The sequence below is a fragment of the Paenibacillus pedocola genome (assembly GCF_031599675.1).
Taxonomy (GTDB): domain Bacteria; phylum Bacillota; class Bacilli; order Paenibacillales; family Paenibacillaceae; genus Paenibacillus_AQ; species Paenibacillus_AQ pedocola.
In genome coordinates, this window is record NZ_CP134223.1 from 3714475 (window position 1) to 3739241 (window position 24767).

The 24767-nt window shown below is 50.7% G+C and carries 17 protein-coding genes; 3 read left to right on the forward strand and 14 right to left on the reverse strand.

Features of this window, described 5'->3' with window-relative positions; all coding sequences use genetic code 11:
* Positions 1-75: 75 nt before the first annotated feature.
* The 4 genes from rhaD to QU597_RS16335 form a co-directional block, all read right to left on the reverse strand.
* Positions 76-921, reverse strand: a complete 846-nt coding sequence (rhaD, locus tag QU597_RS16320) for a rhamnulose-1-phosphate aldolase (protein ID WP_310828968.1) — start codon at positions 919-921, stop codon at positions 76-78.
* 52 nt (positions 922-973) lie between these two features.
* The gene (gene rhaA, locus QU597_RS16325; protein WP_310828969.1) at positions 974-2230 is read right to left on the reverse strand and encodes an L-rhamnose isomerase; all 1257 of its coding nucleotides are present in this window, start codon (positions 2228-2230) and stop codon (positions 974-976) included.
* Between the two features lie 179 nt (positions 2231-2409).
* The gene (rhaB, locus tag QU597_RS16330) at positions 2410-3885 is read right to left on the reverse strand and encodes a rhamnulokinase (protein WP_310828970.1); all 1476 of its coding nucleotides are present in this window, start codon (positions 3883-3885) and stop codon (positions 2410-2412) included.
* Positions 3886-3919: 34 nt separating this feature from the next.
* Positions 3920-5071, reverse strand: a complete 1152-nt coding sequence (locus tag QU597_RS16335; protein WP_310828971.1) for an iron-containing alcohol dehydrogenase — start codon at positions 5069-5071, stop codon at positions 3920-3922.
* A 380-nt stretch (positions 5072-5451) separates the two neighbouring features.
* Between QU597_RS16335 and QU597_RS16340 the strand changes: the two genes are divergently transcribed.
* Positions 5452-6207 (forward strand): DeoR/GlpR family DNA-binding transcription regulator, encoded by a 756-nt coding sequence (locus QU597_RS16340; protein ID WP_310828972.1) that lies wholly within the window; start codon positions 5452-5454, stop codon positions 6205-6207.
* A gap of 85 nt (positions 6208-6292) precedes the next feature.
* Here the strand turns inward: QU597_RS16340 and QU597_RS16345 are convergent, their stop codons facing one another.
* The 6 genes from QU597_RS16345 to zwf form a co-directional block, all read right to left on the reverse strand.
* Complete coding sequence (locus tag QU597_RS16345) at positions 6293-7573, reverse strand: L-cysteine desulfidase family protein (protein ID WP_310828973.1); 1281 nt, start codon at positions 7571-7573, stop codon at positions 6293-6295.
* A 96-nt stretch (positions 7574-7669) separates the two neighbouring features.
* Complete coding sequence (locus QU597_RS16350; RefSeq protein WP_370656271.1) at positions 7670-8638, reverse strand: alpha/beta hydrolase; 969 nt, start codon at positions 8636-8638, stop codon at positions 7670-7672.
* A gap of 225 nt (positions 8639-8863) precedes the next feature.
* Positions 8864-10234: a sensor histidine kinase gene (locus QU597_RS16355; RefSeq protein WP_310828975.1), complete on the reverse strand. Its 1371-nt coding sequence runs from the start codon at positions 10232-10234 to the stop codon at positions 8864-8866.
* Positions 10231-10905 (reverse strand): response regulator transcription factor, encoded by a 675-nt coding sequence (locus QU597_RS16360; RefSeq protein ID WP_310828976.1) that lies wholly within the window; start codon positions 10903-10905, stop codon positions 10231-10233. Before QU597_RS16360 ends, QU597_RS16355 begins: the two co-directional genes overlap by 4 nt.
* Before the next feature lie 217 nt (positions 10906-11122).
* Complete coding sequence (gene gnd, locus QU597_RS16365) at positions 11123-12016, reverse strand: phosphogluconate dehydrogenase (NAD(+)-dependent, decarboxylating) (RefSeq protein ID WP_310828977.1); 894 nt, start codon at positions 12014-12016, stop codon at positions 11123-11125.
* A 60-nt stretch (positions 12017-12076) separates the two neighbouring features.
* On the reverse strand, positions 12077-13615 hold the full coding sequence (gene zwf / locus QU597_RS16370) for a glucose-6-phosphate dehydrogenase (protein ID WP_310828978.1): 1539 nt from the start codon (positions 13613-13615) through the stop codon (positions 12077-12079).
* Positions 13616-13814: 199 nt separating this feature from the next.
* On the opposite strand from zwf, the gene QU597_RS16375 reads away from it, so the two are divergent.
* On the forward strand, positions 13815-14129 hold the full coding sequence (locus QU597_RS16375) for a winged helix-turn-helix transcriptional regulator (protein ID WP_310828979.1): 315 nt from the start codon (positions 13815-13817) through the stop codon (positions 14127-14129).
* Positions 14130-14209: 80 nt separating this feature from the next.
* Here the strand turns inward: QU597_RS16375 and QU597_RS16380 are convergent, their stop codons facing one another.
* The 4 genes from QU597_RS16380 to QU597_RS16395 all read right to left on the reverse strand — a co-directional run bounded on the left by QU597_RS16380 (position 14210) and on the right by QU597_RS16395 (position 23681).
* The gene (locus QU597_RS16380; protein ID WP_310828980.1) at positions 14210-18997 is read right to left on the reverse strand and encodes a LamG-like jellyroll fold domain-containing protein; all 4788 of its coding nucleotides are present in this window, start codon (positions 18995-18997) and stop codon (positions 14210-14212) included.
* A gap of 338 nt (positions 18998-19335) precedes the next feature.
* A complete protein-coding gene (locus QU597_RS16385) occupies positions 19336-19875 on the reverse strand; it encodes a GNAT family N-acetyltransferase (protein WP_310828981.1) in 540 nt (179 codons plus the stop codon).
* Between the two features lie 27 nt (positions 19876-19902).
* Positions 19903-20820: a PadR family transcriptional regulator gene (locus QU597_RS16390; RefSeq protein WP_310828982.1), complete on the reverse strand. Its 918-nt coding sequence runs from the start codon at positions 20818-20820 to the stop codon at positions 19903-19905.
* 182 nt (positions 20821-21002) lie between these two features.
* Positions 21003-23681, reverse strand: a complete 2679-nt coding sequence (locus tag QU597_RS16395) for a family 78 glycoside hydrolase catalytic domain (protein ID WP_310828983.1) — start codon at positions 23679-23681, stop codon at positions 21003-21005.
* Positions 23682-23815: 134 nt separating this feature from the next.
* On the opposite strand from QU597_RS16395, the gene QU597_RS16400 reads away from it, so the two are divergent.
* Positions 23816-24712 carry an AraC family transcriptional regulator gene (locus tag QU597_RS16400; protein WP_310828984.1) on the forward strand — a complete coding sequence of 299 codons (897 nt, stop codon included), beginning with the start codon at positions 23816-23818 and terminating at the stop codon, positions 24710-24712.
* Positions 24713-24767: the final 55 nt, after the last annotated feature.

Sequence of the window (24767 nt, forward strand, 5' to 3'; positions counted from 1 at the left end):
AAAAAACCGGACAACGCAGTTGTCCTGCTGATGTCCGGTTCTCATTCTTAAGCTATATATAATTGAAGAAAAATTCTACAATTCCAGGATGCCCGCTTTTGGTGTTACACGGAACGCAGCAGCCAGATCGGCCAGCTGACGGTCGGTAATCTTCTGTTTGATCTCTCTGCCGCCAATTAAATTGTAGACGATCGCCGCTTTTTCAATCGTTTCTACAAGGCCAAACGTAGCATCCATAGTTGCACCGGTAACGAAGATTCCGTGCTGCGGCCAGACAACAACGCGGTAGTCCTTCATCTTGTCGGCTGTGGCACGGCCGATTTCACTGCTTCCCGGAACAATCCAAGGAATGACGCCAATACCGTCAGGGAATACAACCAGACATTCCGTACACATTTCCCAGAGGGTTTTGGTGAATTTCAATTCATCCAGATCATGGGTAAACGTCATGGCGATTACATTGGTAGCATGGGTATGCAGCACAATGCGGTGCGTCTGATCAACCTTCAAACGTTCGATGTGGCTCATGAAATGGGAAGCCAGCTCACTTGTCGGTACAGCACCATTGCGCAGTCCCCACAGTACTTCAACGCTCTCTCCGCTCTCCGATACACGCAGTACCCCGAGGTTCGCTTCCGGGTCTTTGATCACATTGCGGAAATATTTGCCGGAGCCAGTAACGATAAAGTATTTACCGGCCAGCTCAGTAACCGGGAAGGTAAGCTGAATTGTACGCAATGACTCGCGGATGTTGATATACTTGGCAACTTCCTCTTCGTCCAGCAGATAGCTAATGTTGCCGCCGTTCAGCTCATCCCAGCCCAGGGACCACATGTGATGGGTGATTTCGGACATTTCCTGGATAAACGGTGCTTCGGTGCTGGCGATGTAACCTTTAGTTTCAATTACAGATGTGCTCATATGTTTTCTCTCCTTTGGATGCCAATCTATTGGGAACTGCCGCTCAAAAAACTTACCGTGCCGAAAGTACTTCCTGCTCATAAGCCTTCACATCAGCCAGCCAGCCTTCGCGGACCGGCGTGTTCTGTGATGCACAGTAGTAATCCCAAACCGCTCCAAACGGATAGGATTTGAATTCCTCCACAAGTGCAAGGCGTGAAGTATAGTCTCCGGCCAGTTCAATCGCTTTGAGTTCAGCAATTGGCTCCAGCATGGCACGCAGCAGCGCCTTGATGGTATTGCGTGTGCCGATTACCCAGGCTGCGATATGATTGATGCTGCCGTCGAAGAAGTCCAGTCCGATATTCGTGCGCGGCAGCAGGTCTCCGCGGACCAGCTCACGGGCGATTTCCAGCAGCTCATCATCCATCGTAACGACGTGGTCGCTGTCCCAGCGGACCGGTCTGCTGACATGCAGGAGCAATTGTTCACTGAACATCAGGATCGAAGAAAGCTTGTTAGAAATCACTTCGGTCGGATGAAAATGTCCGGCATCGAGACAGATCGCTTTTCCGCGGGTCAGCCCGTAGCCCATATAAAATTCATGCGATCCGACAACATAGCTCTCAGAGCCGATGCCGAACAGCTTACTTTCTACTGCATCGATATTGTACTGCGGGTCAATGTCTTCGCTGAACACTTCATCCAGTGAATCCTTAAGGCGTGCGCGCGGGGCCAGGCGGTCAACCGGAGTATCCTTATAACCGTCCGGTACCCAGAAGTTAGTCACACAAGGCTGTCCCAGCTCACGGCCGAAGTGCTCGGCGATTTTGCGGGAAGCTTTGCAGTGCTTGATCCAGAAGCTGCGGATTTCTTCGTCCGCATGGCTTAAGGTAAAACCGTCAGCAGCTTTGGGATGGGAGAAGCAGGTCGGGTTAAAGTCAAGCCCCAGTCCCTGTTCCTTGGCCCAGTCCACCCATGGTGCAAAGTGACGCGGCTCCAGTTCATCCAGATCCACCTTCTCGTCTGTGTCCGCATAGATTGCATGCAGGTTCACTTTGTGTTTGCCCGGGATCAGCGACAAGGCCCTTTCTAAATCCTGGCGCAGCTCATCCGGCGTGCCTGCGCGGCCAGGGTAACTGCCGGTTACGGCGATACCGCCGCTCAATTCCTTGTCTTTGAATAGAAACCCGCGGACATCATCGCCCTGCCAGCAGTGAAGGGAAATTTTGATCTGGGCAAGTTTCTCCAGTACCTCATCCACATTGATACCGTGGGCGGCGTACAGCTTCTTCGCTTCGTTATAGCTGTTAATGATGCTCTGATCCATGATGAGTCCTCCTAAAAGTTTTGTGAGCATCTGCTCCAATCTGAGTTACTTCTTACAAAACTGACTTCGGAAGCATACGCTTAGTTTTGTGAGCATCCGCTCCATCTGAGTTACTTCTTACAAAACTGACTTCAGAAGCATACGCTTCGTTTTGTGGGCATCCGCTCCATCGGAGATATTTATTTGCTGTCTCCTGCAGCGGTTACTGTATGCAGCTCTTCCCAGCGGACTAGCAGCTCCTTAAGCTGCGGCAGCGGGCGCGGCAGATAGGACTTAATCTTAAAGGACTTGCCAATAATCGTTCTGGCCTCTTGGATATTTGCAACAGCACCTGCTTGAATCATCTGCACCGCAAGATTGCCGAGTGCAGTCGATTCAACCGGACCGGCCAGCACCTCCCTGCCGATGATGTCAGCAGTCAGCTGGCACAACAATGCGTTGTTCGCGCCGCCCCCGACGATTTGCAGCACCTCGACCGGTCTGCCGGTCAGATGCTCCAGCTCCGCCAGATAACTACGGTAAGAAAGCGCCAGACTGTCAAAGATACAGCGGGCAAGCTCGCCCGGCGATTCCGGAACAGGCTGGCCGCTCCCGGCACATGTCTGGCGGATTTCCTCAATCATGTTGTCCGGATTCAGAAACCGCGGATCATTGCATGGAATCAGGCTGCGGAAGCCTTCGGCTGCTCCGGCAAGCTCAGCCAGTTCACCGAAGCTGTACCGCTCCCCGTCCAGTCTGCGGACTTCCTGGATCAGCCACAGTCCCATAATGTTCTTCAGGAAACGGTACGTTCCGAAAGCGCCCCACTCATTGGTATAATTAGCTTCCTTCGCAGCTGGAGTATTGACCGGCTGCTCCAGCTCTACACCAAGCAGTGACCAGGTGCCGCTGCTGATGTAGGCGGAGGAACGTCCATTTTGCACAGGTACACCCAGTACCGCAGAGGCTGTGTCATGTGTTGCTGCACAGATCAGTTCACATTCCGGCAGATCATACTGTTCCATAAGTGTATCGCTAATGCTGCCTAGAACCTCACCCGGTTCAGTAAGGGTTGCGAACTGTTCTCTTTTTAGATGGAGCAGAGCCAGCAGGTCCGCATCAAATTCACGGTCAGCCAGATTGAGCAGCTGTGTCGTAGAAGCATTGGTAACCTCGTTAATCTTACGTCCGCATAATCTATAGTAGAGATAATCCGGCACAAGCAGAATCTGATCGGCTGCAGCCAGCTCCTCACGGCTATGGGCATACAACTGATATAACGTATTAAAGGTTAATTGCTGAATACCGGTTTTGGCATACACCGTTTCAGGAGAAATCAGCTTCGCCACTTCTTCCATCACACCGTCTGTACGGCGGTCACGGTACGCATACACCTCTTGCATCCGGTTTCCCTCAGCATCCAGCAGCACATAATCAACGGCCCAGGTATCGATACCCAGTGTACATTTGGTGATGCCGGCTGCTTTTGCCTTTTGCAGGCCGAGCAGGATTTCCTCGAATAAATAATCGATATCCCAGAAGCAGGAGCCGTCTCGTTCGGTAAAGCCGTTGCTGAAACGGTGAATTTCCTCCAGCGAGAGACTTCCGTCCGCTAGTGTTCCGAGTACAAGCCGCCCGCTGGAGGCGCCGATATCGACGGCAATATGATAGTTCATAGGGAAGCTCCTTCGTTCAGAGTAATGGGGCTTTTTAGAGAATTTTACGGAACAGGGCGATGACTTCTTCCTTCGTAGGAATGAACGGATTACCCGGTGCGCAGGCATCCTTCATTGCGTTCTCGGAGAGAAGATCAAGATCCACCTCGTCAACACCCAGTTCGGATAATTTAGCCGGAATGCCGACTTCCTTCGACAAGGCCTTGATGGACTCAATAACGAAGTCAGCACATTCCTTATCGGTTTTGCCGTCCACCTGAAGGCCGATAGCCTTGGCGATGGCCCGGAATTTCTCAGGTACATATTTGGCATTCTCTTCTTCAACAAAAGGCAGCAGCATTGCATTGCATACGCCGTGCGGCAGATCATATACGCCGCCAAGCTGATGCGCCATCGCATGTACATAGCCGAGTCCTGCATTGTTGAACGCCAGCCCGCCAAGGAAGATCGCGTAAACCATCTGTTCCCTCGCTTCGATGTCATGGCCGTTCTTTACAGTACGGGCCAAGTTAGCAAAAATCAGCTCTACAGCAGCCAGCGCCGTTGCGTCAGTAACCGGATAAGCGCCCGGTGTAACGAGGGCTTCAATGGCATGGGTCAGCGCATCCATACCTGTTGCCGCTGTAAGTGCAGCCGGCTTATCCACCATCAGCTCGGGGTCGTTCACAGAAATGGTCGCGATACTGTTCTTATCAACCATAACCATCTTAACCTTGCGTTCTTCATCAGTAATTACATAGTTAATAGTAACTTCGCTTGAGGTTCCGGCAGTGGTATTGACGGCAACGATCGGCAGCGATTTATTCTTGGACTTGTGTACTCCCTCATATTCGGCAATATGTCCGCCATTGGTAGCAACGATACCGATAGCTTTGGCTGTATCCTGCGGCGAACCGCCACCGATGGAGATCAGATAATCACAATCATGCGATTTCAGGAAATCCACGCCGTCGTGAACATTTTTACAGGTCGGATTAGGCTTTACTTCATCATATACCACATATTCAATCCCTGCTTCATCCAGCACGGCCAGCAGCTTGCCGGCGATCCCGCTCTGCATCAGGAACTTGTCGGTAACTACCAGTGCTTTCTGCAGGTTCAGTTCTTGAATGTATGGGGCGATTTCCTTAAGACAGCCTTTTCCCATAATGTTGATCGAAGGAACATAATAGACATGAGTACTCATTGAATGACCAGCCTCCCAGCAATTTTGTGTAACAGCAAGCTCTTAAGTTATCTTCATCTCTGCAAGGTTTATCCCGGCTGCGGCACCTCAGGCTGGTCTCTGGAGTCATCGCAGCGGACCGTACTCAGGCGCTAGTCTTATGAAGCATGCGCTTTCAAAGAGAAAATGAACATCTTTATCGTAGCGTTATAAATCTGTGTTGTCAACAATTAATATATTATTTATGTTGTTTTTATTTGTTTAATGTTTGTTATGTAGGGATTACCATATAAAATATGTTGTTTTCAGTTATTTTATTGCAAAACACAGATATTCAAGTCTATATTTAAATAACAGAATTTATTGAACAAAATTGATACAGCTCCGGAAAGGTGATTACGATGCTAGCTGCCGAAAGACGCAATAAAATAATAGATCTTGTCCATCAGGACAAGCGTGTGCTTGTCTCCGACCTGAGCCGCATGTTCGAGGTAACGGAAGAAACGATCCGCAGGGATCTGGAAAAGCTGGAGAAGGACGGTATTGTCAGCCGGACTTATGGCGGGGCGATGTTGAACAGGCATACCAATGAGGATCTTCCGTTCGTAACCCGCAACGCAATAAATACAGATATTAAACGCAACATTGCGCTGAAGGCGCTTGATCTGATCAATGACGGGGATACACTGATGGTAGACCCCAGTTCAACCTCCTTTGAGTTCCTTAAGCTGCTGGGTAACAAAAATAATCTGACGGTCATCACCAATTCAATCAACATTTTGCAGGAGTTCGCGAATTCCGGCATGAACATCATCTCCACCGGCGGTTCCCTGCGCCACCGCTCACTGTCACTGGTCGGTCCGGTTGCTCATGATACGATTCAGCGCTACAATGTCGATACGGCTGTGATCAGCTGCAAGGGAGTAGATATGGAGCGGGGAATTACGGATTCTAACGAGCCGGAATGCGAGCTTAAGAAATATATGCTGCGCCAGGCCGAGAAGGTCGTGCTGCTCGCCGATCATACCAAGTTTAATAAGACTGCCTTTACGCAGCTGGTAGAGCTTGGCAGAATTGATGTACTAATCACTGACCGTAGACCCCCGGAGCCGTGGCTCAAGCGGCTGGCTGAGGAGAATATTGAAGTTCTCTATTAATATGTTTGGTCACGATATACAAAAGAGGACATCTCCCCTCTTCCTGTTTGGGGAAATGTCCTCTTTTTGTGCTGTAACGGTGTAGTTAACCTTTGGACAGCATAATATTCAAAATCGTCTCATCAGTTGCGGCAAGCCCTTCCTGTACCAGCCGTTCCATATTGCGGATCGTATCCTCTACCTTTTCAAAAATCACCCCGTCATTGTCGGACGGTGAAATATTATTCATCGCCAGCGTTGCCGCCTGGATCGCGGCATTGGTTGCGGTAGAGATTTTGAGCGCGCAGGTCGATTTCGCACCATCGCAGATCATGCCGGACAAGGAAGCAATCGTATTCTGGATTCCATGCTTGATTTGCTCCAGACTGCCGCCCATAAGATAGACAATCCCGCTATTCGCTCCCACGCCGCCGGCAATGCCCGACCCGCATAGCGGTGAGAGGCGGCCGATATAATGTTTGACATGCACGGTAACCAGATTGCTGAGGGCGATAGCCCGGGCCAGCATTTCATCGTCTTTGCCCAGAAGCTCCGCCAGCTTGATCACAGGCAATGTGCAGGCTATCCCCTGATTGCCGCTTCCGGCAGTAGTCATAACAGGCATTGCGCTGCCGTCCATACGCGCATCAGAGGCCGCAGCCGTAGCAGCAATGACCGAATTCGCCACATCATTACCGAACAGATTGACAGCGGAGCGCTGACTCATCTTTTTGCCGACCTGAAGGCCATAGTCTCCCCGCAATCCCTCGTCCGAAATCGCTTTATTCATTCTGGCACCCTCCAATAGAAACTCCAGCTCTGAATAATCCGTGTTGCAGACAAATTCAAAGATTCCTTCCAGAGAAACTGAATAGGCTTCGGGGCTCAGCAGTTCGTCCTCCCCGCAGTCCCCCTTGTCCTTCTGGATCCCGACTGGCACCCCATCCTTCTCCAGTAAGACAATATTGGTATGCTCTCCCGAAATAATTGCCGTTGCCTGGTGGTTAGCGCTGCTGACCCGGGCTTCAATATACAGTTTCTCCGGGGTATCTTTCAGTTCCACATCCAGCAGCTTACGCCCGATGATTCTGTTAGCCTGCTCTAATTCTTCTGCAGTCAGTCCGGAGAGAATCTCCAGCTTCCTGTGTGACCGGTGGATTACTGCGCCTAGTGCGGCCGCAATCGGCAGTCCGGTCTGCCCGGTGCCGGGAATCCCGACTCCCATAGCATTCTTGATTATATTTCCGCTAAGATGCAGCTGAATGGACGTAATCTCCTCCTGCAGCAGCTCAGCCGCCAAAGAGACGGCATAGGCCACAGCGATCGGCTCTGTGCAGCCTTCTGCCGGAACGATTTCTTTTTTGAGTATTTCCAATAGATTAACCATAGATTAGATCACCATTCCTCTAGTTGCCGGAGCTTATCCATATATAGTACAACAGAGTGCAGGTTCAGGGGAACCGTATATTGATTTTGGTTAGATTTACTTAACCCGCGCTTCATTCATAAATGCCCTGAAGTTCTCGGCAATTGCCTTGGATTGGGTGTGGTGTAAATAATGCTCTCCTTCAAGTGTTACCACTCTTCCATATTCCAATGGCCGGACCTGCTCTTCATGCAGCGGCAGCCAGCCCTCAACCTCTGTATTGTCCGCCTGTACAAATAATATGACTGGGAAAGCTTTCGGGAAGCTTAGCTGCTGAGCGTCTTTAAAATTCGCAGAGATATGCTTCATCTCGTTCAACATAGTATCGTTGTTCGAGTTTTTATACGATAGCATCCGCATCTGCCGCTTCATCTGATCATCGAAGGATAATGATGCATACGGGTCACCGCTTATTTTCATAACGAATCTTAACAGACCTGATTTCTTGAGGAATTTGAACGATTTTAACGGAAATTCAGCATCCATCCCGCCTTGTTCCGGAACACTGCTGTCGATCCCGGCAAAGGCAGTCACTTCCTCCGGATACTTGTTCACATAATCCAGTCCATATATACCTGCAATGGAGTGCCCCATTAGGATATACCGGTCAATGCCCAGCTGCTGCAGCGCTTCATGAACTTCACTTACAATATTCGCGGTTGTCCGTTCCGAATCAGTTCCGTCACTTAACCCATAGCCGAAGGGCTCAACCGCCACCACGCGATAATAGGGGGACAGTTCATCCATCAGCAGCTTAAAATCAAGGGCCGGTGCAGCTGTGCCGAATCCGGGCAGGAGCACAACCGTTTCATTTCCTTGCCCCTCTATGGTAACATTCATCTGTTTGCCGTCTACAGGCACAAGCTGCCCATAGGGGATTATTTTTCCTTGTTCGGATTTGCTGCTGACCACATTCACGATAAACACAATCGCCAGAAACAGTGCTAATGCGATCGCTAAGATACCGATTATTTTAAGTGAAAGCCTTAGTATCCTCTTCATTCTGTTACCTGTCCGCGTGTTCATTCCCTGAGTTTGTTCCACTAACATCTTCCCCTGTCCGTACTGTTTTTTCGGCTGCTTGAAGGAGCCGTTAAGATCAGCCTAAGGGACGAAGATGTACTCCGAGTGACGGCAATATGAACGCAGTATGAACAGGTGAAAAATAGTGCGGCAATACATGCAGGAAGCTTGCATTAGATGCTGCAGCATAGAAAACGCGGATCTAGAGCCTCGGTCCCCTCTATGATTCTAATTTCCATGCTGTCCGATGAGCGGTAAGGTCACAATGATAACCGTCCCCCGGCCGGGTTCACTCTCCACCTGGATACCGCCTTGATGCAGCAATACAATCTGCTTTACGATGGCAAGCCCCATACCGCTGCCGCCATATTTGCGGCTGTGCGAACGGTCTGCCTTAAAAAAGCGTTCAAAGATCCGCTGCTGATCCTCCTGCGAAATTCCGATTCCCGTATCGGAGATCCGGACGGTTACATTGCCAATTTCCTGTAGGATGCTGACGGCGATGACGCCGCCATCCGGGGTAAATTTGATGCTGTTGCCAATAATATTCGTCCACACCTGATTGAACTGATCATAATCGGCTATCAGCATGGCTGGTATGAGATCAAGCTCGAAAGTAATATTACGTGCTGACCATTGCGGCTGGAGCGCAACAATCACCCGCCTGAGCTGTTCATCCAGACTGAACTTGACCCGCTGCTGCGGCTGCGGCTGTGATTCAAGTACACTCAGCTTAAGCAGACTATCGCTCATCTTGGACATCCGGTCTGCTTCAGCCATAATAATCTTGAGATAACGGCTTCGTTCATCGTCTGTGATATCTGCTTGCTGAAGTGCCAACGCATAACCCGAGATCGAAGTGAGCGGTGACTGAACCTCATGAGATACGTTCGATACGAATTCCCGGCGCATTTGCTCCAGCTGTTGCAGCTCGCGCATCATTTGTTCGAAGCTGCGTGCCAGCGTCCCCAGTTCCCCCGATTGCTTAATGTTCAGCTTAACGCTGAAGTCACCAGCGGTGATCTGCCGTGTCGCCTGTGTCAATTTTTTGATCGGACGGATAAGGTACATGGCGGCCACCAGAATCAGCAGGCTCCCGGCAATCAACGAGTAAGTTAAGAAGTTAAGCACCCATTTAATAATAAAAGTGGACGATGAAGGCGCACGCTGCTCCACGAACATTGCTTTCGTCCCTATCTCTGTCTTAAGCGGCAGGCCTATGAGTATCGGATCAATTCCGTCAGTCCTGGTTATAACAGCCTCCCCCTTTAGTACCTCCGCGATTTGTCCGGTAGTTACATTGAGAGGGTCATGTCCGTCAAGTACACTAAGGGTCTGCAGCTGTCCCTTCGCGTCATAGATACGGACATAAAAGGAATTAAGCTGCTTCATCCCGCTGACGAACGAGTCTGCTTCCCGGACCGGTAATAGCTCGTAAATCCTGGAAACATCCTGGCCAAAATCCAGCAGGGTAACCCGCAGATTGTCATTCAATTGATCTTCATATATCCAGGTAGCCACAAAAAAGGCGATGACTGCGCCCCCGACTACGGAGAACAGAAAGGTCAGAACGACACGTATATATAAGGATTTAATCATTCGGTAACCTCTAAGCGGTAGCCAAGTCCGCGTACGGTCCCGATCTGGAAATCCGTTATATGCGCGAACCGTTCACGCAGGCGTTTAATATGTACGTCTATCGTCCGGTCATCCCCCGGGTAGTCCAGCCCCCAGATCTGTTCGATCAACTGCCCGCGTGTGTAGACCTGTCCGGGAGTTCCGGCAAGCTTATACAGAAGTTCGAATTCCTTCAGCGGAAGCGTGAGCGCCTCAGAACCTAACATGACCTTATAGGTCTGCCGGTCAAGCGTGACGCTGCCAAGCCGGATCGTCTGTGTGGTGCCGATTTTATAGCGTTTCAATAAGGCTCTGACCCGGACCGTTAACTCCAGCGGATCAAAAGGCTTCGTCAAATAATCATCTGTGCCGAGTTCAAACCCTTTGACCTTCTCCCAGGTTTCGCCCCTCGCAGTCAGCATCAGCAACGGCAGATCAGGGCTGGCTCTCCGGAGTTCCCTGCATAAGGTCCAGCCGTCCATCACCGGCATCATAATATCAAGTACAACCAGATCAACAGGCTGCGAAAGATAGATACCCAGTGCCTCCTTGCCGTCCGCAGCCTCGGCTGTGGTAAATCCGTCGTTCCGCAGAAATAAACAAACGAGTTCGCGAATGTTCGCATCGTCGTCCGCAACCAGTATAGTAGGCATCTGTTCCCTCTTTTCCTTGTTTCAGCTTATCGTAAAGTAATCATTATACTATACAGACCTGCGATTCATATAATCATCCGTGAAAGGGAGATTTCAGTGCACAAAAAAGCGGCAAACCCTATTGCCCTGTAAGGACATTAAGTTTTGCCGCTCTTATATTAACCCTGCTATAAAAATAAGGGCTTGTGCCAAAGTTCAAGGTATATAAATGTGCCGCTTATTTAGTCTCCACGGCATGTCCGCCGAACTCGTTGCGCAGCGCGGCAACCACTTTGCCGGTGAAAGTGTCGGTCTCCAGCGAACGATAGCGCATCAGCAGCGCCATTGCGATAACCGGTGTAGCCGCCTGCAGATCAAACGCAGTTTCCAGTGTCCATCTGCCCTCTCCGGAGGAGTGCATAATTCCTTTGATCTCGTCCAGCTTGGCATCCTTCGAGAAGGCGCGTTCCATTAGCTCCATCAGCCACGAGCGGATAACGGACCCGTTGTTCCACACACGGGCTACCTGCTCGAAGTTGAAGTCAAAGCCGCTTTTCTCCAGTACCTCAAAGCCTTCCCCAATCGCGGCCATCATGCCGTATTCAATCCCGTTATGCACCATCTTCAGGAAATGGCCGCTGCCGGACTTGCCGGCATACAGGTAGCCGTTGTCCACAGAGGTATCACGGAACAGCGGCTCGGCAATCGTCCAGGCTTCCTCGTCTCCGCCGATCATGTAGCAGGCGCCGCCCCGTGCCCCTTCCATCCCGCCAGAGGTGCCCGCGTCCAGGAAGTATATCCCTGATTTTTCAAGTTCATCATGGCGGCGGATGGATTCCTTGTAGTGCGAGTTCCCGGCCTCGATGATAATGTCACCTTTGGACAGCAGCGGGGTCAGCTCAGTAATTACTGAATCAACAAACTGATGCGGCACCATAATCCAGGTAATCCGCGGAGTATCCAGCTTGCTTACGAGTTCAGCCAGATTAGCCGCCCCTGCAGCCCCCTTCGCTCCAATCTCTTCAACGGCAGCAGCATTCACGTCATACGCCACAACCTCATGTCCATGATCCAGCAGGTTCTGGCCCAGATTGAAGCCCATTTTTCCTAATCCGATCAATCCGACTTTCATTACATATCCCTCCGAAATGTATTTTGTATAGGCAAGTGTTAATAGTACAAAGGGTACAAGTTACGCTCCGGGCCGGATAACATCAGCTTCAAATCCGCGTAAACGATTCTGCTTGGGCAGCTCCGCAGGCGTTACCTCATCGAGCCACCAGTGGTCCTCTCCAAGCAGCTCATCCGCCGCGTCCGGTCCGTAAGAACCCGAAGCATAAGTATGAAGCGGCAGCGTTCCCTCTTCCGTTGCCTCGATAATCGGCTGAACCCATTGCCAGGACAGCTCCACTTCATCCCAATGGGCGAAGAAAGTGGCATCCCCAAGCAGCGCATCATAAATCAGATTCTCATAGGCTTCCGGCAGGTCCGGATTGGCCGAGTCATGTTTGATGCTGACCGGCTCAAGCTGGCCGTGCTGGCGCGGGTTTTTGGTATTCAGCTGCAGTGAAATGCCTTCGCCGGGCCCGATTTCGATTACCAGCAGGTTCGGGTCCATCGGGACCTCCCCTCTGTTTTTGTTATGGAAATCATTAAACGGTTCCTTGAATTCTATAACGATCCGGGTCGATTTCTCTTTCATGCGTTTGCCGGTGCGGATATAAAAAGGCACTTCATTCCACATCGGATCATCAATCCACAGGCGGGCGGCGATGTAAGTCTCATTCTGCGAGGATGCATCAATACCCGGTTCGGCAGTATAGGCAGGGACCTCTTTGCCTTTAATCTCCCCAGCGCCGTATTGTCCGCGCACCACATGCTGAGCGACCTCTTCCTTCAGCAGCGGACGTAAGGACTGGATCACATGCCGCTTCTTGCTGCGGACATCCTCAGGGGTGCTGCCTTTAGGAAGCTGCATGGCCATCATCATCAGGAGCTGCAGCATATGATTCTGGAACATGTCGCGCAGCGCACCTGCCTTGTCATAATAGCCTGCCCGCTCTTCCACGCCGACAGTCTCAGCAGCCGTAATCTGGACATTCGCGATATAACGGTTTTGCCATAATGCCCGGAGCACAGGGTTCGAATACTTCAAGACTTCCAGGTTCTGTACCATCGGCTTACCGAGGAAGTGATCAATCCGGAAAATTTCTTCTTCTTTAAAGGCCGCATTCAGGCTGTTATTCAGCTCGCGCGCCGACTGCAAATCTCTGCCGAAGGGCTTCTCGATGATCAGGCGTTTCCAGCCGGTAGTATCGCCAAGACCGCTAGCCTCAATATTGCCGGCAATCGGACCGAAGAATTCAGGACCGACAGACAAATAAAACATCCGGTTACCGGGAATGTCCAGCTGTTCTTCACGGCGGCGCACATGACCCAGCAGCTTCGTATAATCCTCCGGACGTCCCACGTCCAGCACGCTATATTCAAAAGCCAGCAGAAACTTCTGCAGCTCGGCTGAATCTTTTACCGGATGACGGGAAAAGGTCCGCAGTGAATCCAGCACCTGCGCCTGGAACGTTTCATTGCTGAGCTCCCGTCTGCCGAGTCCAATCACAGAGAGAGGACCGGAAAGCTTGCCATCTGCGAACAGATTATATAAAGCCGGATAAATTTTGCGTTTAGCCAAATCTCCGGTAGCGCCAAAAAGCACAAATGTTGATGATTCCACTTTCATTCCTCCCGTTATTATCTAATGTTTATTAGGTTACTTATAATTACTCGCAAACTTTAATATAACACATCATACGACTGTAAAATTCATTCGTCAACCTCATTTCGACATTTACGAAAAGTACTAATTTTCACGAAGTTTTAACTATGTTATAGTAAGTAGGGTATTAATAATAACTTTTGAGGGCGGATGCAGAGTGAACCAGGAGATTAGGCCGTTACTGGCCAAAGTGGAGCATGCCTATCATATTGTCGGAAAAAAATGGGTGAATCTGATCATCCATGTGCTGATGAAAGGGCCACTGCGGTTCAGTGAGCTGCATACCATCATCCCGGATTTAAGCAAACGCATGCTGAATGAACGCCTGAAGGAGCTTGAAGGCTGTGGTCTGCTCAGCCGAACAGTAATTCCGGACAGGCCCGTCCGCACAGAATATTCGCTAACACAAAAAGGGCAGGAGCTTGGAGCTGCGCTCTGCCATGTTGAGGATTGGGCGGTAAAGTGGCTGTGATGACGTTAACAGTAAAAAAAGCGGAGCCTGCGGCTCCGCTTTAGGTCATTCATTTTGCTACATCGCATAATTAGTTCATCTTACTCAACGTATAGTTGATATTCCGCCAGCACTTTTTCCTTCGTTAGTACATTGTTGTAAATCTTCAACTCGTCGATTAAACCCTTATAAGGAGTATCCCAGTAATTCACACCCAACGTGAAGATCCCATTATTATTCTTGAAAATATTTGGGAAGTCGATGCCTGAAAACTTCTCTTCGCCGTTGATATACAGCTTAACCGTTCCGTCATGGACTGTAAAAACAACATGCGTCCATTGATTTTCAGCGATTTTGAATCCGGCTTTTGCTTGATAGGCCGCATTCGCCCATAACACCGTTTCTTTATCAGCGAGCTGCGGTACAAGGCTGATCCAGCTGCTGTTTGAGCTAGCCCCAAAGAAGGCTGTCGTAAAGTTCGTCAGCTGCTCAGGATTCAGCCACACGGAGACGGAGTAGCTATTGCTGTTGATCAAGCCGTCAGGCAGGCGGATACCGGACAAGCCGTCCAATAATGCGGCTTGACCCGAAACTCCAGTTCCGTAGGTGATACTTCCAACAGTTGTACTGTCGATTAGCGAACCTGTTACTCTGCCTTCACCGGCGAGCTGAAGGGAATCCTTCAAGTCCCCGTCAAAAGAGAATACGGCGACAAGCCCGTCCGTTACCTTTACTGTATAGCCGGCAGTTACACTGCTGCCATCTGTGGAAGCTGCGGTAATTACCGCTTCACCGACTGCCTTCGCGGTCACCACACCTGTTACTGAATCCACCTCTGCAATTTCCGGTGCGCTTGAGGTCCATGCCAGAGCCTGTTTTCCGGCATTCCCCGGAAGGATCACAGGCTGCGGTGTAAAGGTATTGCCTGTGGCTATACTTTTCTCAGTATCGGCAAATGAAATGGAACTCACCTTGACATTCGCATCAGGTTCACCGTTCACGAGCCAGCCGACGGCTTCCGGAGTCAGCGCTTTCTCATAAACCCGGAACTGATCGATCAGACCTTTATAAGGGATATCCCAATAATTGACGCCAAGTGCAAACACACTATCCGTTCCTTTGAAGACATCTGTATAGGATGTGCCCGAATATTTCAGTACTCCGTTCACATACAGCTTGACTGCTCCGGCATCATACGTGAACGTGATATGCGACCACTTGCCGGCTTCAATCTGCAGACCGGTATCCGCGTCCAGCCAGGTATCACTGCCGAACCACATCCGCGTGGTGGCTGCACCATTGCCGTAAGGCAGAAGACTTATCCATTGCGTTGAAGATTGGGCACCGAAAAACGCCGGTGTATAGGCTGTCAGCTGCTCCGGATTCAGCCACAGGCTGATTGTATACGCGTTGCTGCTGATCAGTCCGTCCGGCAGGCGGACGCCGGAGCTGCCATCCAGCTTAACGGCCTGGCCGACTTCCCCATCCACATAGCTTACTTTTCCATCTGTAGTGTTAATCAGCTTGCCTGTGACTGCGCCTGCAGCCAGGCGGTCACCGCTCTCTGCCAGATTACCTTCAAAATCATATGCTGCAACCAGGCCGTCTTCGAGCTGAGTGCCGCTGAGCTGCACTACAACTACTGTAAAGGTCTTGGTTTCCGTCGCTTTGCCAAGTTTGATAGTGGCTGTAAGCTGCACCGATGCATTTCCGCTGCCCGCTGCCGGGCGTGTTACTTTACCGTCTGCTGCAACTACAGCTTCATTGGAAGAGGCCCAAGTGATAACCGCTCCATGTACACCGGAAACCGGCAGTTTCAGTTCCCGGTAGACCTTACTTGTATCGCCCAGAGTAAGGCTATTAGCCACATTTACGACCAGTTCTTCATCGCTCAGCAGCTCTATGGCACTGCCCCAGACCGCTACGCCCTGGTCGGACATTGCTGTAAAGACCATAACATTGTCTTTCCGGGTTGAATCCCATTGCTTCACAAATACGCCTTTGTAAAGTCTCTGTACAGTGCTGCCATTGTCCGTTTCGTCGATCAGCAGATGGGCATAATAATCACCTGTAAGTTCCCAAGTTCCGCTAACCGCTCCGCCAAGGGTACCGTCTTCAAGCAGCTCAACGTCAACTGTGGATTTAATCTTAGCCGAGGTGTCCTCGCCGTGATTGACAAACTGATACGCACCGACCACATCGGCCCGCTTAACCTTGGACAGCGTCTCGCCGGAATAGCGGTGTGGTGCGACAACCGGCCAGGCATCTTCATTCATGAACATCTGGTGCACCCGCACCTCATGAGTTTCGCCGCGCAGCGGGAATCTCGTATGGAAGAAATTGAAGAACTTACCCTCTTCCTCGTCATAATATACTGAATTATGGCCTGAGGATACATAGCCGTACGTAGGGAAATCAGCCACTCCGTTCAGATTGCTGAACAGGAAGTTCCCCAGCAGTTTATTACCAATGGCCGAATGATCTTCATCGGTCGCCAGTACAGCATCTTGGCCTGTAGCATCCTTATATGGACCGTCCGGATTCACGGAACGGAACAGGCGCATATTGTAACCGCCGTCAGATGCAAGTCCGCCGTAAGTCACATACAGATAGTAATAGTCCGTATTCTTATCATAGACTACATATGGGCCTTCGCCCGATTTGAAATTACCGCCGGAAATTTTCGTTCCAAAATAACGGTCAATGATTCTGCCGTCTGCCGTCGTGCCGTCTTTTCCCGGATACTTCGGCTCGCCGGTAGCCGGATCTACTTCCAGCACAAAAATCCCGCCTGACCATGATCCATAGGTCATCCACAGCTTGCCGTCCTCGTCATAGAACAGGGTCGGATCAATCGCGTTGGTGTACATTTTATTGTTGTACGTTCCGTTCGTATTGAACCAGGCCGGATTCATGCCATCCAGTGTCCCGTTGTCAATCAGCGCCTGAATGTTAGTATTGGTCCACTTCTTGTTGACCTTACTGTTGGCATCATAGGCTTCGCCTGCGGTGAATCCGGAATACAGCACAGTTCCGCCGTAGACGTATGGGCCTTCAATAGTCTGCGAAACGGCATAGCCGATAGCAGAGCGGATATAGGTGGAAGAGGTGCAATAATACATCATATAAGCGCCTTTGCTTCCATCCCCGTTCACATAATCCGCATTCCAGAACACATCGGGTGCCCAGACGGAGAAGCCGCCTTTGCTGTCCGAATCATTCTCCCCGGCCCAGGCGAAGGATTCCGCCAGATTCGCGGACAGATCACCGAAGAGCGCGTTATCGGGTGTAGTGTAGCCGTTAGTGAAGGTGCTCCAGTTCATCAGATCCTTAGTTTTGGCTGCTGCAATATGCGAACCAAAGACATAATAGGTATCCCCGTCCTTTACGACCGATGGGTCATGCACGGATACGTTGCTGAACGCCGGCGCAGTCGCCTCCGGTGAAGGGAGCGGAGACGGAGAAACCGTTGGAGACGGTGCTGCTGTCGCACTTGGAGCGGCTGTTGCAGTCGGTGTCGCTGTCGCACTTGGAGCGGCTGTTGCAGTCGGTGCATCAGTCGGTACCGCAGTGGCGCCGCTGATTACTGCAGCCGTGGCTGTTGCCGTTGGCGCCGGTGTATCCAGCTTGATCAGGGAGCTGTACTTCTGGTCGTACGTCACCTTTCCGCTGCCTTGAACATTGATAGCTTCGCTCACATTTGGAATCAGATTGATGATTTCTGTTCCGGCTTCCAAGCGGAGGCCTGCCTTGCGGTTCAGGGTCATTTCAGCAATTTTGCCTTTGCTTAAGTACAAGGTCGGCTCGCCGAGTGCGTTCATGATTACCGAGTCGAAACTGCCGCTCAGTTGAATGACTGCAGCCGTAGGCAGTGTCTGTTCCACAGTCACTTTACTGAAGCCTGCTCCGGTTGCCGCAGCATCTTCTTCAAGTTTGACACCCGACTGAACCTTTACATCTGTCACAGCACTGCTGCCTTTAGCCGCAATACGCAGCTTTCCGTTCTTTTTGTCTGCCACTAAGACAGCAGCCGTTGAATTGTTCAGGACGACGCTGTTTTCCCCGCCGCCGGCCACCACGATTTTGCCCGCAACCTTAACATTATCGAGTGTAATATCACCTTCAGCAATGCCCTCAGTGAGATACAGATTGCCCGCGATACTGGTGTTCTTGAGCTCTACTCCGGCAGCACCGATCACCACGTTCCGGGCATTTAGACCGTTATAGCTGCCGCTTTTTAGAATGATTTGTCCGGACAGCTTGCTGATCATGCGCAGCGCTTCTGCTCTGGTTACCGAACGTAAGCCTTTGAAGCTGCCATCCCCATAACCGCTAAGGAAGCCGTCGCCCAGCAAGGAAAGCACGGCCTCCCTGCTCCACTCCGGAAGATCCGCAGCATCTTTAGGTGCGGCAGCAGTCGAAGAAGCATCTAACCGAAACAGCCGGTACAGCATTACAGCTGCTTCCTGGCGGCTTACGGTCTGGGCAGGACGAAATGTACCATCGCTGTAACCCGACACATACCCGGCAGAGACCGCTTTCATAATCTCACTATAATAAGTACTGCCTTCAGCAACATCACTAAAACTGCTTCCGCTCAGAGTTTGCAGATTGAATACTCTGTTGACCAGTGAAACCCACTCTGCGCGGGTGATATTCTGATCCGGTTTATACAAGCCGTTCCCATATCCCGTGATTAGCCCGTTCTCTACCCATGACTGAAAATCAGCCTCTGCCCAGTGTCCCTTATAGTCAGACACCGTGGTTTGGGTAAGCTGTCCCGTTTTGCCGGATTCGTTCGCCGTCCCGGAAGCCGCCATCATCGGCGAAGGTACGAGCAGCAGCAGCGCAAGGAGCGAAGCCGTTAGCTTGCCAGTTGTTTTGTTCAAAATATAAGATCCTCCGTTTCTAAAGAGTAGTTTAAGAAGAAACTAAGCTGTAGTTCTGGTACGCAGCAGCCCCCTTTGCAACTCGGATATAAAAACGCTTTCATTGAATAATTGAAAAAATGTTCTCCAGCGAGTTTTGGTTTATTTTATATAAATACGAACCAATTATCGTGAGAACAGCTTGAACGGTTTTATTTTAATGGCATAATCAGCAATTAGTCAATTAGAATTTTTTATTTAACTAAATCTTTTCATGTTTTTATTGATAATAATCGACAGCAAACAAAAAAAGCATGAACTGATCATCAAGATCCGTTCCATGCTTATTGTTAACCCTGCTATTCAAAAATCAGATACCAGTAAATTGCGGCTTCATTCGTCTGCGGATGCAAACCCTTGTAGAGAAAATAATCAACTCCGCCGATCACAAAACCGCAGCTTTCATAGAATTTGCATGCCCTGACGTTATTGTTTTGCGTTTCTAACATGAGGCCCTGCATACCGCCCGCCTCCGCCCATAGCTTGGTCTGCCCGATCAGCTGCCTGCCGATGCCGAATCCCCTATATTCGTTGTCTACTTTCAGACAATCTACAAAGCCGTATTTGTTCCAGTGTTTTTTCAACAAAATCTGCCCCACAATGCTCTCACCCGCATAGGCCAAATAACACTTCTTATTGGGGTTCCCGATATATTCCGCGTAATCTCCGGCAGCCAGTTCTTCATAACTTTTCCGGTAACAGGCCAGCTCAGTAACTGTATATCCTATCTGCCCACCGTTAATAGTCAGGTTCAGCATCGAATCAATGGTAAAACTGCTGTCCATTTCTATGCTCCGGGCTTGCTCCAAGTGTTTCAGTTCCCTGATCTGAATGTCCATAGGCTCACTCCATTAACAATTTCTATATTACACTTGCAGCAGCCACGCTTCCGCATCAGCTTCCAGTGCGAACATTCTAAAGGCATTACCCTGGCTCAGCTCTGCCAGCAGCTCTTTGAATCTCCCCTTGTCCGCCTGATCCCTGTTAATAATAGCAGCTGCTGTGATCCGGTAGTTGATGAATTTTTGCAATGCCGTTCCGGCCAGCCCCGTCCGCAGATTGTAAAAGTCCTCTGAGAGCACCTCTTCATGAAGCAGCACTTTATAAATATTATGCTCCATGCAGACGCCGACCAGATCCAGAATATCCTGTTCTGTGCTGAGCTTGCCGTCCGTTAACCTGTAGTTAATGTACTGCTGGTCTTCTTTGGTAATTACTTGAATATTCACAGCATCCACTTCCTTTTCATTTTCATGAATAATAGCCTCACGGATCTCTCCGATCCATTGCAGCTCGCTGGTGTAGGTAGAGAGGATATTGGCATCGATCATCCTCCAGATCAGTGCTTCCCGCGGGCTTCTGTCCGGTGCATAAACACCCTTTGCTGCCTTCCCCTGTTCCAGATGAATCAGTGAGCGGATTTCCTGCTCGTAGCCGGCAAGCATCCGAAGGATTTCATCCGTCTCCAGCCCGTTACACCAGGCTAGCTGGATGAGAAAGGTCTTCCGGACCTCCGGCTGCTCCGGGGAGGACAGCACCCAACGTCTGAGCTCCTGCTGCCCTGCAGCGGTTATTGTATAGATCTTCTTAGAAGGTGAGCTCTCCTGATGCTGGACTTCGTTCGTTACATACCCCTCGTTCAACAGCTCTACCAGCGCTTTGTAAATCTGGTTATTGTTGCCCGACCAGTACATGAACGTGGATTCCTGGATAAGTTTCTTCAAGTCATAGCCGCTTAACGGCCTGCTACTCAGCAAGCCTAATATGGCATTGTTGATCGACATCTGCATTCACTCCGATTGTTTTATCATATGTTAACAGTAACATATGTTATGCAGAGATTACAAATCATATTTCCGTACGCAAAAAGAGCTGTCCAGAATCTGTTGCGATTCACTGGAACAGCTCTAACTAAGATATTCTGCGTCTGCGTTTATAGTAATCTGACTTTGCTCATTCAACTACGTCAGTTCAGCAGATTGTATTTGAACATGTAATTCCCTGACCCCAGCTTACATTCTACTCCGCCGCTTACCGCCTTCATCTCCAGGATCCCTGCCGCCTGTCCGGCGGTCAGCGCCTGCTCCTGCAGTCCCTCCAGCTGTGCTCCCGGTAGTACTGCCACTCCGCTGGCATTGGCCGGAATCGAAATCCCAATCTCCATCACGCCGTCTGCCGAACGTCTCCAGGAGGACGAGACTGGGCCATACATCGTCTCAACCGCAGCCTGTGCAAAATCCATGCCTGCGCCAGGCTGCGGCTTGATATGGATCACCTTGAACCCGGGCTCTGCTTCATCCGGTCCTATTCCAGCAACATAGCGGTACAGCCATTCACCGATCGCTCCGTAGGCATAATGGTTAAATGAATTCATGTCCGGGCTCCAAAAGCTGCCGTCCTCTTTGATCCCGTCCCAGTGCTCCCAGACCGTTGTTGCGCCTTTCGTCACCTGATACAGCCAGGACGGGTAATCCTGTTTAAAAAGCAGCTCATACGCAAGCTCCCCCTCCCCGCATTCACTGAGCACGGGATTCAGATACGGGGTACCGACAAAGCCGGTCGTCAGATGATTTCCTGCCTCCGCCAGCAGTCCGGTAAGCTTATGGACCGCCCGCTCCTTCGCCTCTCCATCAACGAGCCCGAAACGCAGCGCCAATACCTGTGCAGTCTGTGTCGGGACCGCAAGGCGCCCCGAAAGCGTAAGGAATTCGCTGCGGAAAGCCTCGGTAATTTTGCCATGCAGCTCCTGATAATAAGCAGCCTCCTCAGCCAAGTCCAGTACGGCTGCCGCTTTGGAAGTAAGCTCGACGGAATAGGCATAGAACGCGGTAGCCACGTAATCCCGGTCTGTAGCCCCCACATAGCTGTCCGGTTTGGAGTCAAGACCCAGCCAATCACCGAAATGAAATCCGGTATTCCACAAATACGGATTGTCTCCTTCCCCGTAAATATAGGCGACCCATTGTTTCATACTGGTGTACTGCTCGGCAAGCAGCCTCCGGTCACCATACATTTCGTAAATCGTCCACGGGACAATCGTTGCGGCATCCCCCCAGGCGGCAGAGGAGTGTTCAGTATCGCCCCAGCCTTCCGAGAACGTATCCGTGAGATTCGGAATATAGAACGGGATGCCTCCACCCGGCAGCTGGTCCGCTTTCAAATCCCTCAGCCATTTCGTGAAGAACGGTCCTGTATTCATTAGATAAGAAGCGGTACGGACAAACATCTGGGCGTCGCCGGTCCATCCCAACCGTTCATCCCGCTGCGGACAATCGGTGGGCACATCGAGGAAATTGCCCTTTTGGCCCCATAGGATATTATGATGCAGCTGATTCACGAGCGGATCGGAACATTCGAATTGGCCGGTGCGCTCCATGTCCGAGTGCAGTACAATTCCTATGAAATCCCCCAGGCCGACGGATTCCGGGAACCCAGTAAGCTTCACATAACGGAACCCCTGGAACGTGAAATGCGGTTCATACGTCTCTGCCGCTCCTCCTTTTAGCGTATAAGAAATCAGCTGCTCGGCAGCACGGATATTATCACGGTAGAAGTTGCCCTCACGGTCCAGAATTTCCGCATGCTGAAGCTGAACCGTCCGGCCCCGTTCTCCCTGAACCGTAAACTTCAGCCAGCCGACCATATTCTGGCCCATGTCGAGGACAGTGTCACCGTGCGGTGTTGTAAGTATGGCAATAGGCTGCAGCTTTTCGATCTTAGTAACCGGAACATTTTCCTGGGCGGTGATAATCTCCTTAGAATGTTGATGAAGCTCTACCGGATACCAGCCATCCGGCGACGGGTCCATAATATCCCGCTCCAGGCGGGCATCATACCGTTCCCCCATATAAATCTCCGACATCCGTACAGCACTTTCCGCAGCCTGCCACTGCGGGCCTGTAAGAAAACGTTCCTCTCTGCCGTCCTCATACCACAGGTGCATTTCTAGCAGCAGGGCAGCTACAGAACCGTAGATCTCTTTATCATGTTTATATCCCAGATAGCCTTTATACCATCCGTTTCCAATCAGTGCTCCCAGTGTATTCACACCTTCGTGCAGTTGACTAGTGACATCATAGGTCTGGTACTGCAGCCGCTTCCCATAACTCGTCCATCCTGGTGTGAAATAATGATCTCCCACCCGGCTGCCGTTCAGCTGCAATTCATATAATCCCAGTGCGGTAGCATATATTCTGGCCCTGACTACAGTCCCATTGACTTGTACGAATGTACGGAGCAGCGGACACACCTCAGAATCCTGAGCAAAACAAGCTGCTGGGGCGCTGATCCAATCCCCCTGCCACTCCCTTGCAGCCAGCAGACCCGTTTCAAAATAAGCCGTTTCTGCCGACCATTCTGACCCGATCCCTTCCTGATCCCATACCTTAACACGATAATAATACCGCGTTCGGGCCTCCAGCTTCAGCGTCTTCAATTCAACATGCACGGACTGTGCGGACTGCACTTTTGCAGAATCCCAGATGATCAGCTGGAAGTCAGCATCCCGGGCAAGCTGAATCCGGTAAGCCGATTGTGAACAGTTCCAGCCGCCGGAGCGGAGCTGCCAGCTGATTCTTGGTGCCGGCACATCAAGGCCAAGCGGGTTTTCCTTATACTCGCAGCGGAGTTTAGTGACCCACAACATAGGTATGATTCCTCCCTTATTAGCTATAAAACGATCTTTGCCTTATAATTATAGCTGCGTTACCGCTTACATTAACGGGCATTCAGGCCATAACCTCCCGGTAATCAGGCCATTTTTCAGGAGGAGGATTTCAAATGCAGCGAAAAGCCGAACTGTTCACAAGCGAGACTTTTCTGCAGAATCAATTGCATCTGCTGGTCAACCGCGCGACGGAGGACTTCGCCGTTCCTTTTCATGCGCATGATTTTATTGAATATTGTTATGTAGCAGAAGGCCGGGGATTTCATCATATCGAACAGGATACTTTTCCCGTGCAAAAAGGCATGCTCTTCGTTATTCCGGTAGGCGTGTCGCATGTGTTCCGTCCTGCTACGCCCGATGCCCACGGCAACCGCCTAATTGTCTATAATTGCCTGTTTGATGGTCATATGGTCGACCGTCTCTCCGTTATTGTGCAGGAGCCCCACATCCGCGAGCATCTGGGAAGTCTCGGCAGGAGCGACTCACCTTACTTCTCCGTTTTCGATGAAGAGGGGATCATCGAACGCCTGATGCTGAGTCTATACCGTGAAGGCTCCGGATACGGGGAGGGTTCCGCAACCATGCTGATTGCCCTGCTGAGCGAACTGATTGTCACAGTATACAGAACGAAATTGGCTCCTATGGACAAATCTGCGGCAGAGAGCTCTGACTTTACCGCGATTATCCACTATCTGGAGCACAATCTCTCCGGGACGCTTACACTTGCCGTTCTTTCGGAAATGTCGAAATGGAGCGTCAGACATCTTCAGCGCATGTTCCGCACCCATACCGGACAGCCATACGGCTCCTACCTACAGTATCTGCGGATTCAGAAAAGCTGTGAGCTGCTGCGGATTTCAAGGCAGAAGGTCCCGCTGATTGCCGAGTCTGTCGGCTACCGCGATATGGATTCCTTCAACACAGCCTTTAAAAAAATCACAGGAGTCACTCCCCGGCAATACCGCAAAACAGTTCAATCCACTAACAGAGACCCGCTCAATATGTTGTAAATGAACAGCCGTACCGGATTGCCGCCATCCAGATCCAGAAGCACCTGCTAATTAC

Bases quoted from the DNA above. Each gene is read 5' to 3' on its own strand.
- rhaD (WP_310828968.1), bottom strand. From the start codon at position 921: ATGAGCACATCTGTAATTGAAACTAAAGGTTACATCGCCAGCACCGAA.
- rhaA (WP_310828969.1), bottom strand. From the start codon at position 2,230: ATGGATCAGAGCATCATTAACAGCTATAACGAAGCGAAGAAGCTGTAC.
- rhaB (WP_310828970.1), bottom strand. From the start codon at position 3,885: ATGAACTATCATATTGCCGTCGATATCGGCGCCTCCAGCGGGCGGCTT.
- QU597_RS16335 (WP_310828971.1), bottom strand. From the start codon at position 5,071: ATGAGTACTCATGTCTATTATGTTCCTTCGATCAACATTATGGGAAAA.
- QU597_RS16340 (WP_310828972.1), top strand. From the start codon at position 5,452: ATGCTAGCTGCCGAAAGACGCAATAAAATAATAGATCTTGTCCATCAG.
- QU597_RS16345 (WP_310828973.1), bottom strand. From the start codon at position 7,573: ATGGTTAATCTATTGGAAATACTCAAAAAAGAAATCGTTCCGGCAGAA.
- QU597_RS16350 (WP_370656271.1), bottom strand. From the start codon at position 8,638: ATGAACACGCGGACAGGTAACAGAATGAAGAGGATACTAAGGCTTTCA.
- QU597_RS16355 (WP_310828975.1), bottom strand. From the start codon at position 10,234: ATGATTAAATCCTTATATATACGTGTCGTTCTGACCTTTCTGTTCTCC.
- QU597_RS16360 (WP_310828976.1), bottom strand. From the start codon at position 10,905: ATGCCTACTATACTGGTTGCGGACGACGATGCGAACATTCGCGAACTC.
- gnd (WP_310828977.1), bottom strand. From the start codon at position 12,016: ATGAAAGTCGGATTGATCGGATTAGGAAAAATGGGCTTCAATCTGGGC.
- QU597_RS16385 (WP_310828981.1), bottom strand. From the start codon at position 19,875: ATGGACATTCAGATCAGGGAACTGAAACACTTGGAGCAAGCCCGGAGC.
- QU597_RS16390 (WP_310828982.1), bottom strand. From the start codon at position 20,820: ATGTCGATCAACAATGCCATATTAGGCTTGCTGAGTAGCAGGCCGTTA.
- QU597_RS16395 (WP_310828983.1), bottom strand. From the start codon at position 23,681: ATGTTGTGGGTCACTAAACTCCGCTGCGAGTATAAGGAAAACCCGCTT.
- QU597_RS16400 (WP_310828984.1), top strand. From the start codon at position 23,816: ATGCAGCGAAAAGCCGAACTGTTCACAAGCGAGACTTTTCTGCAGAAT.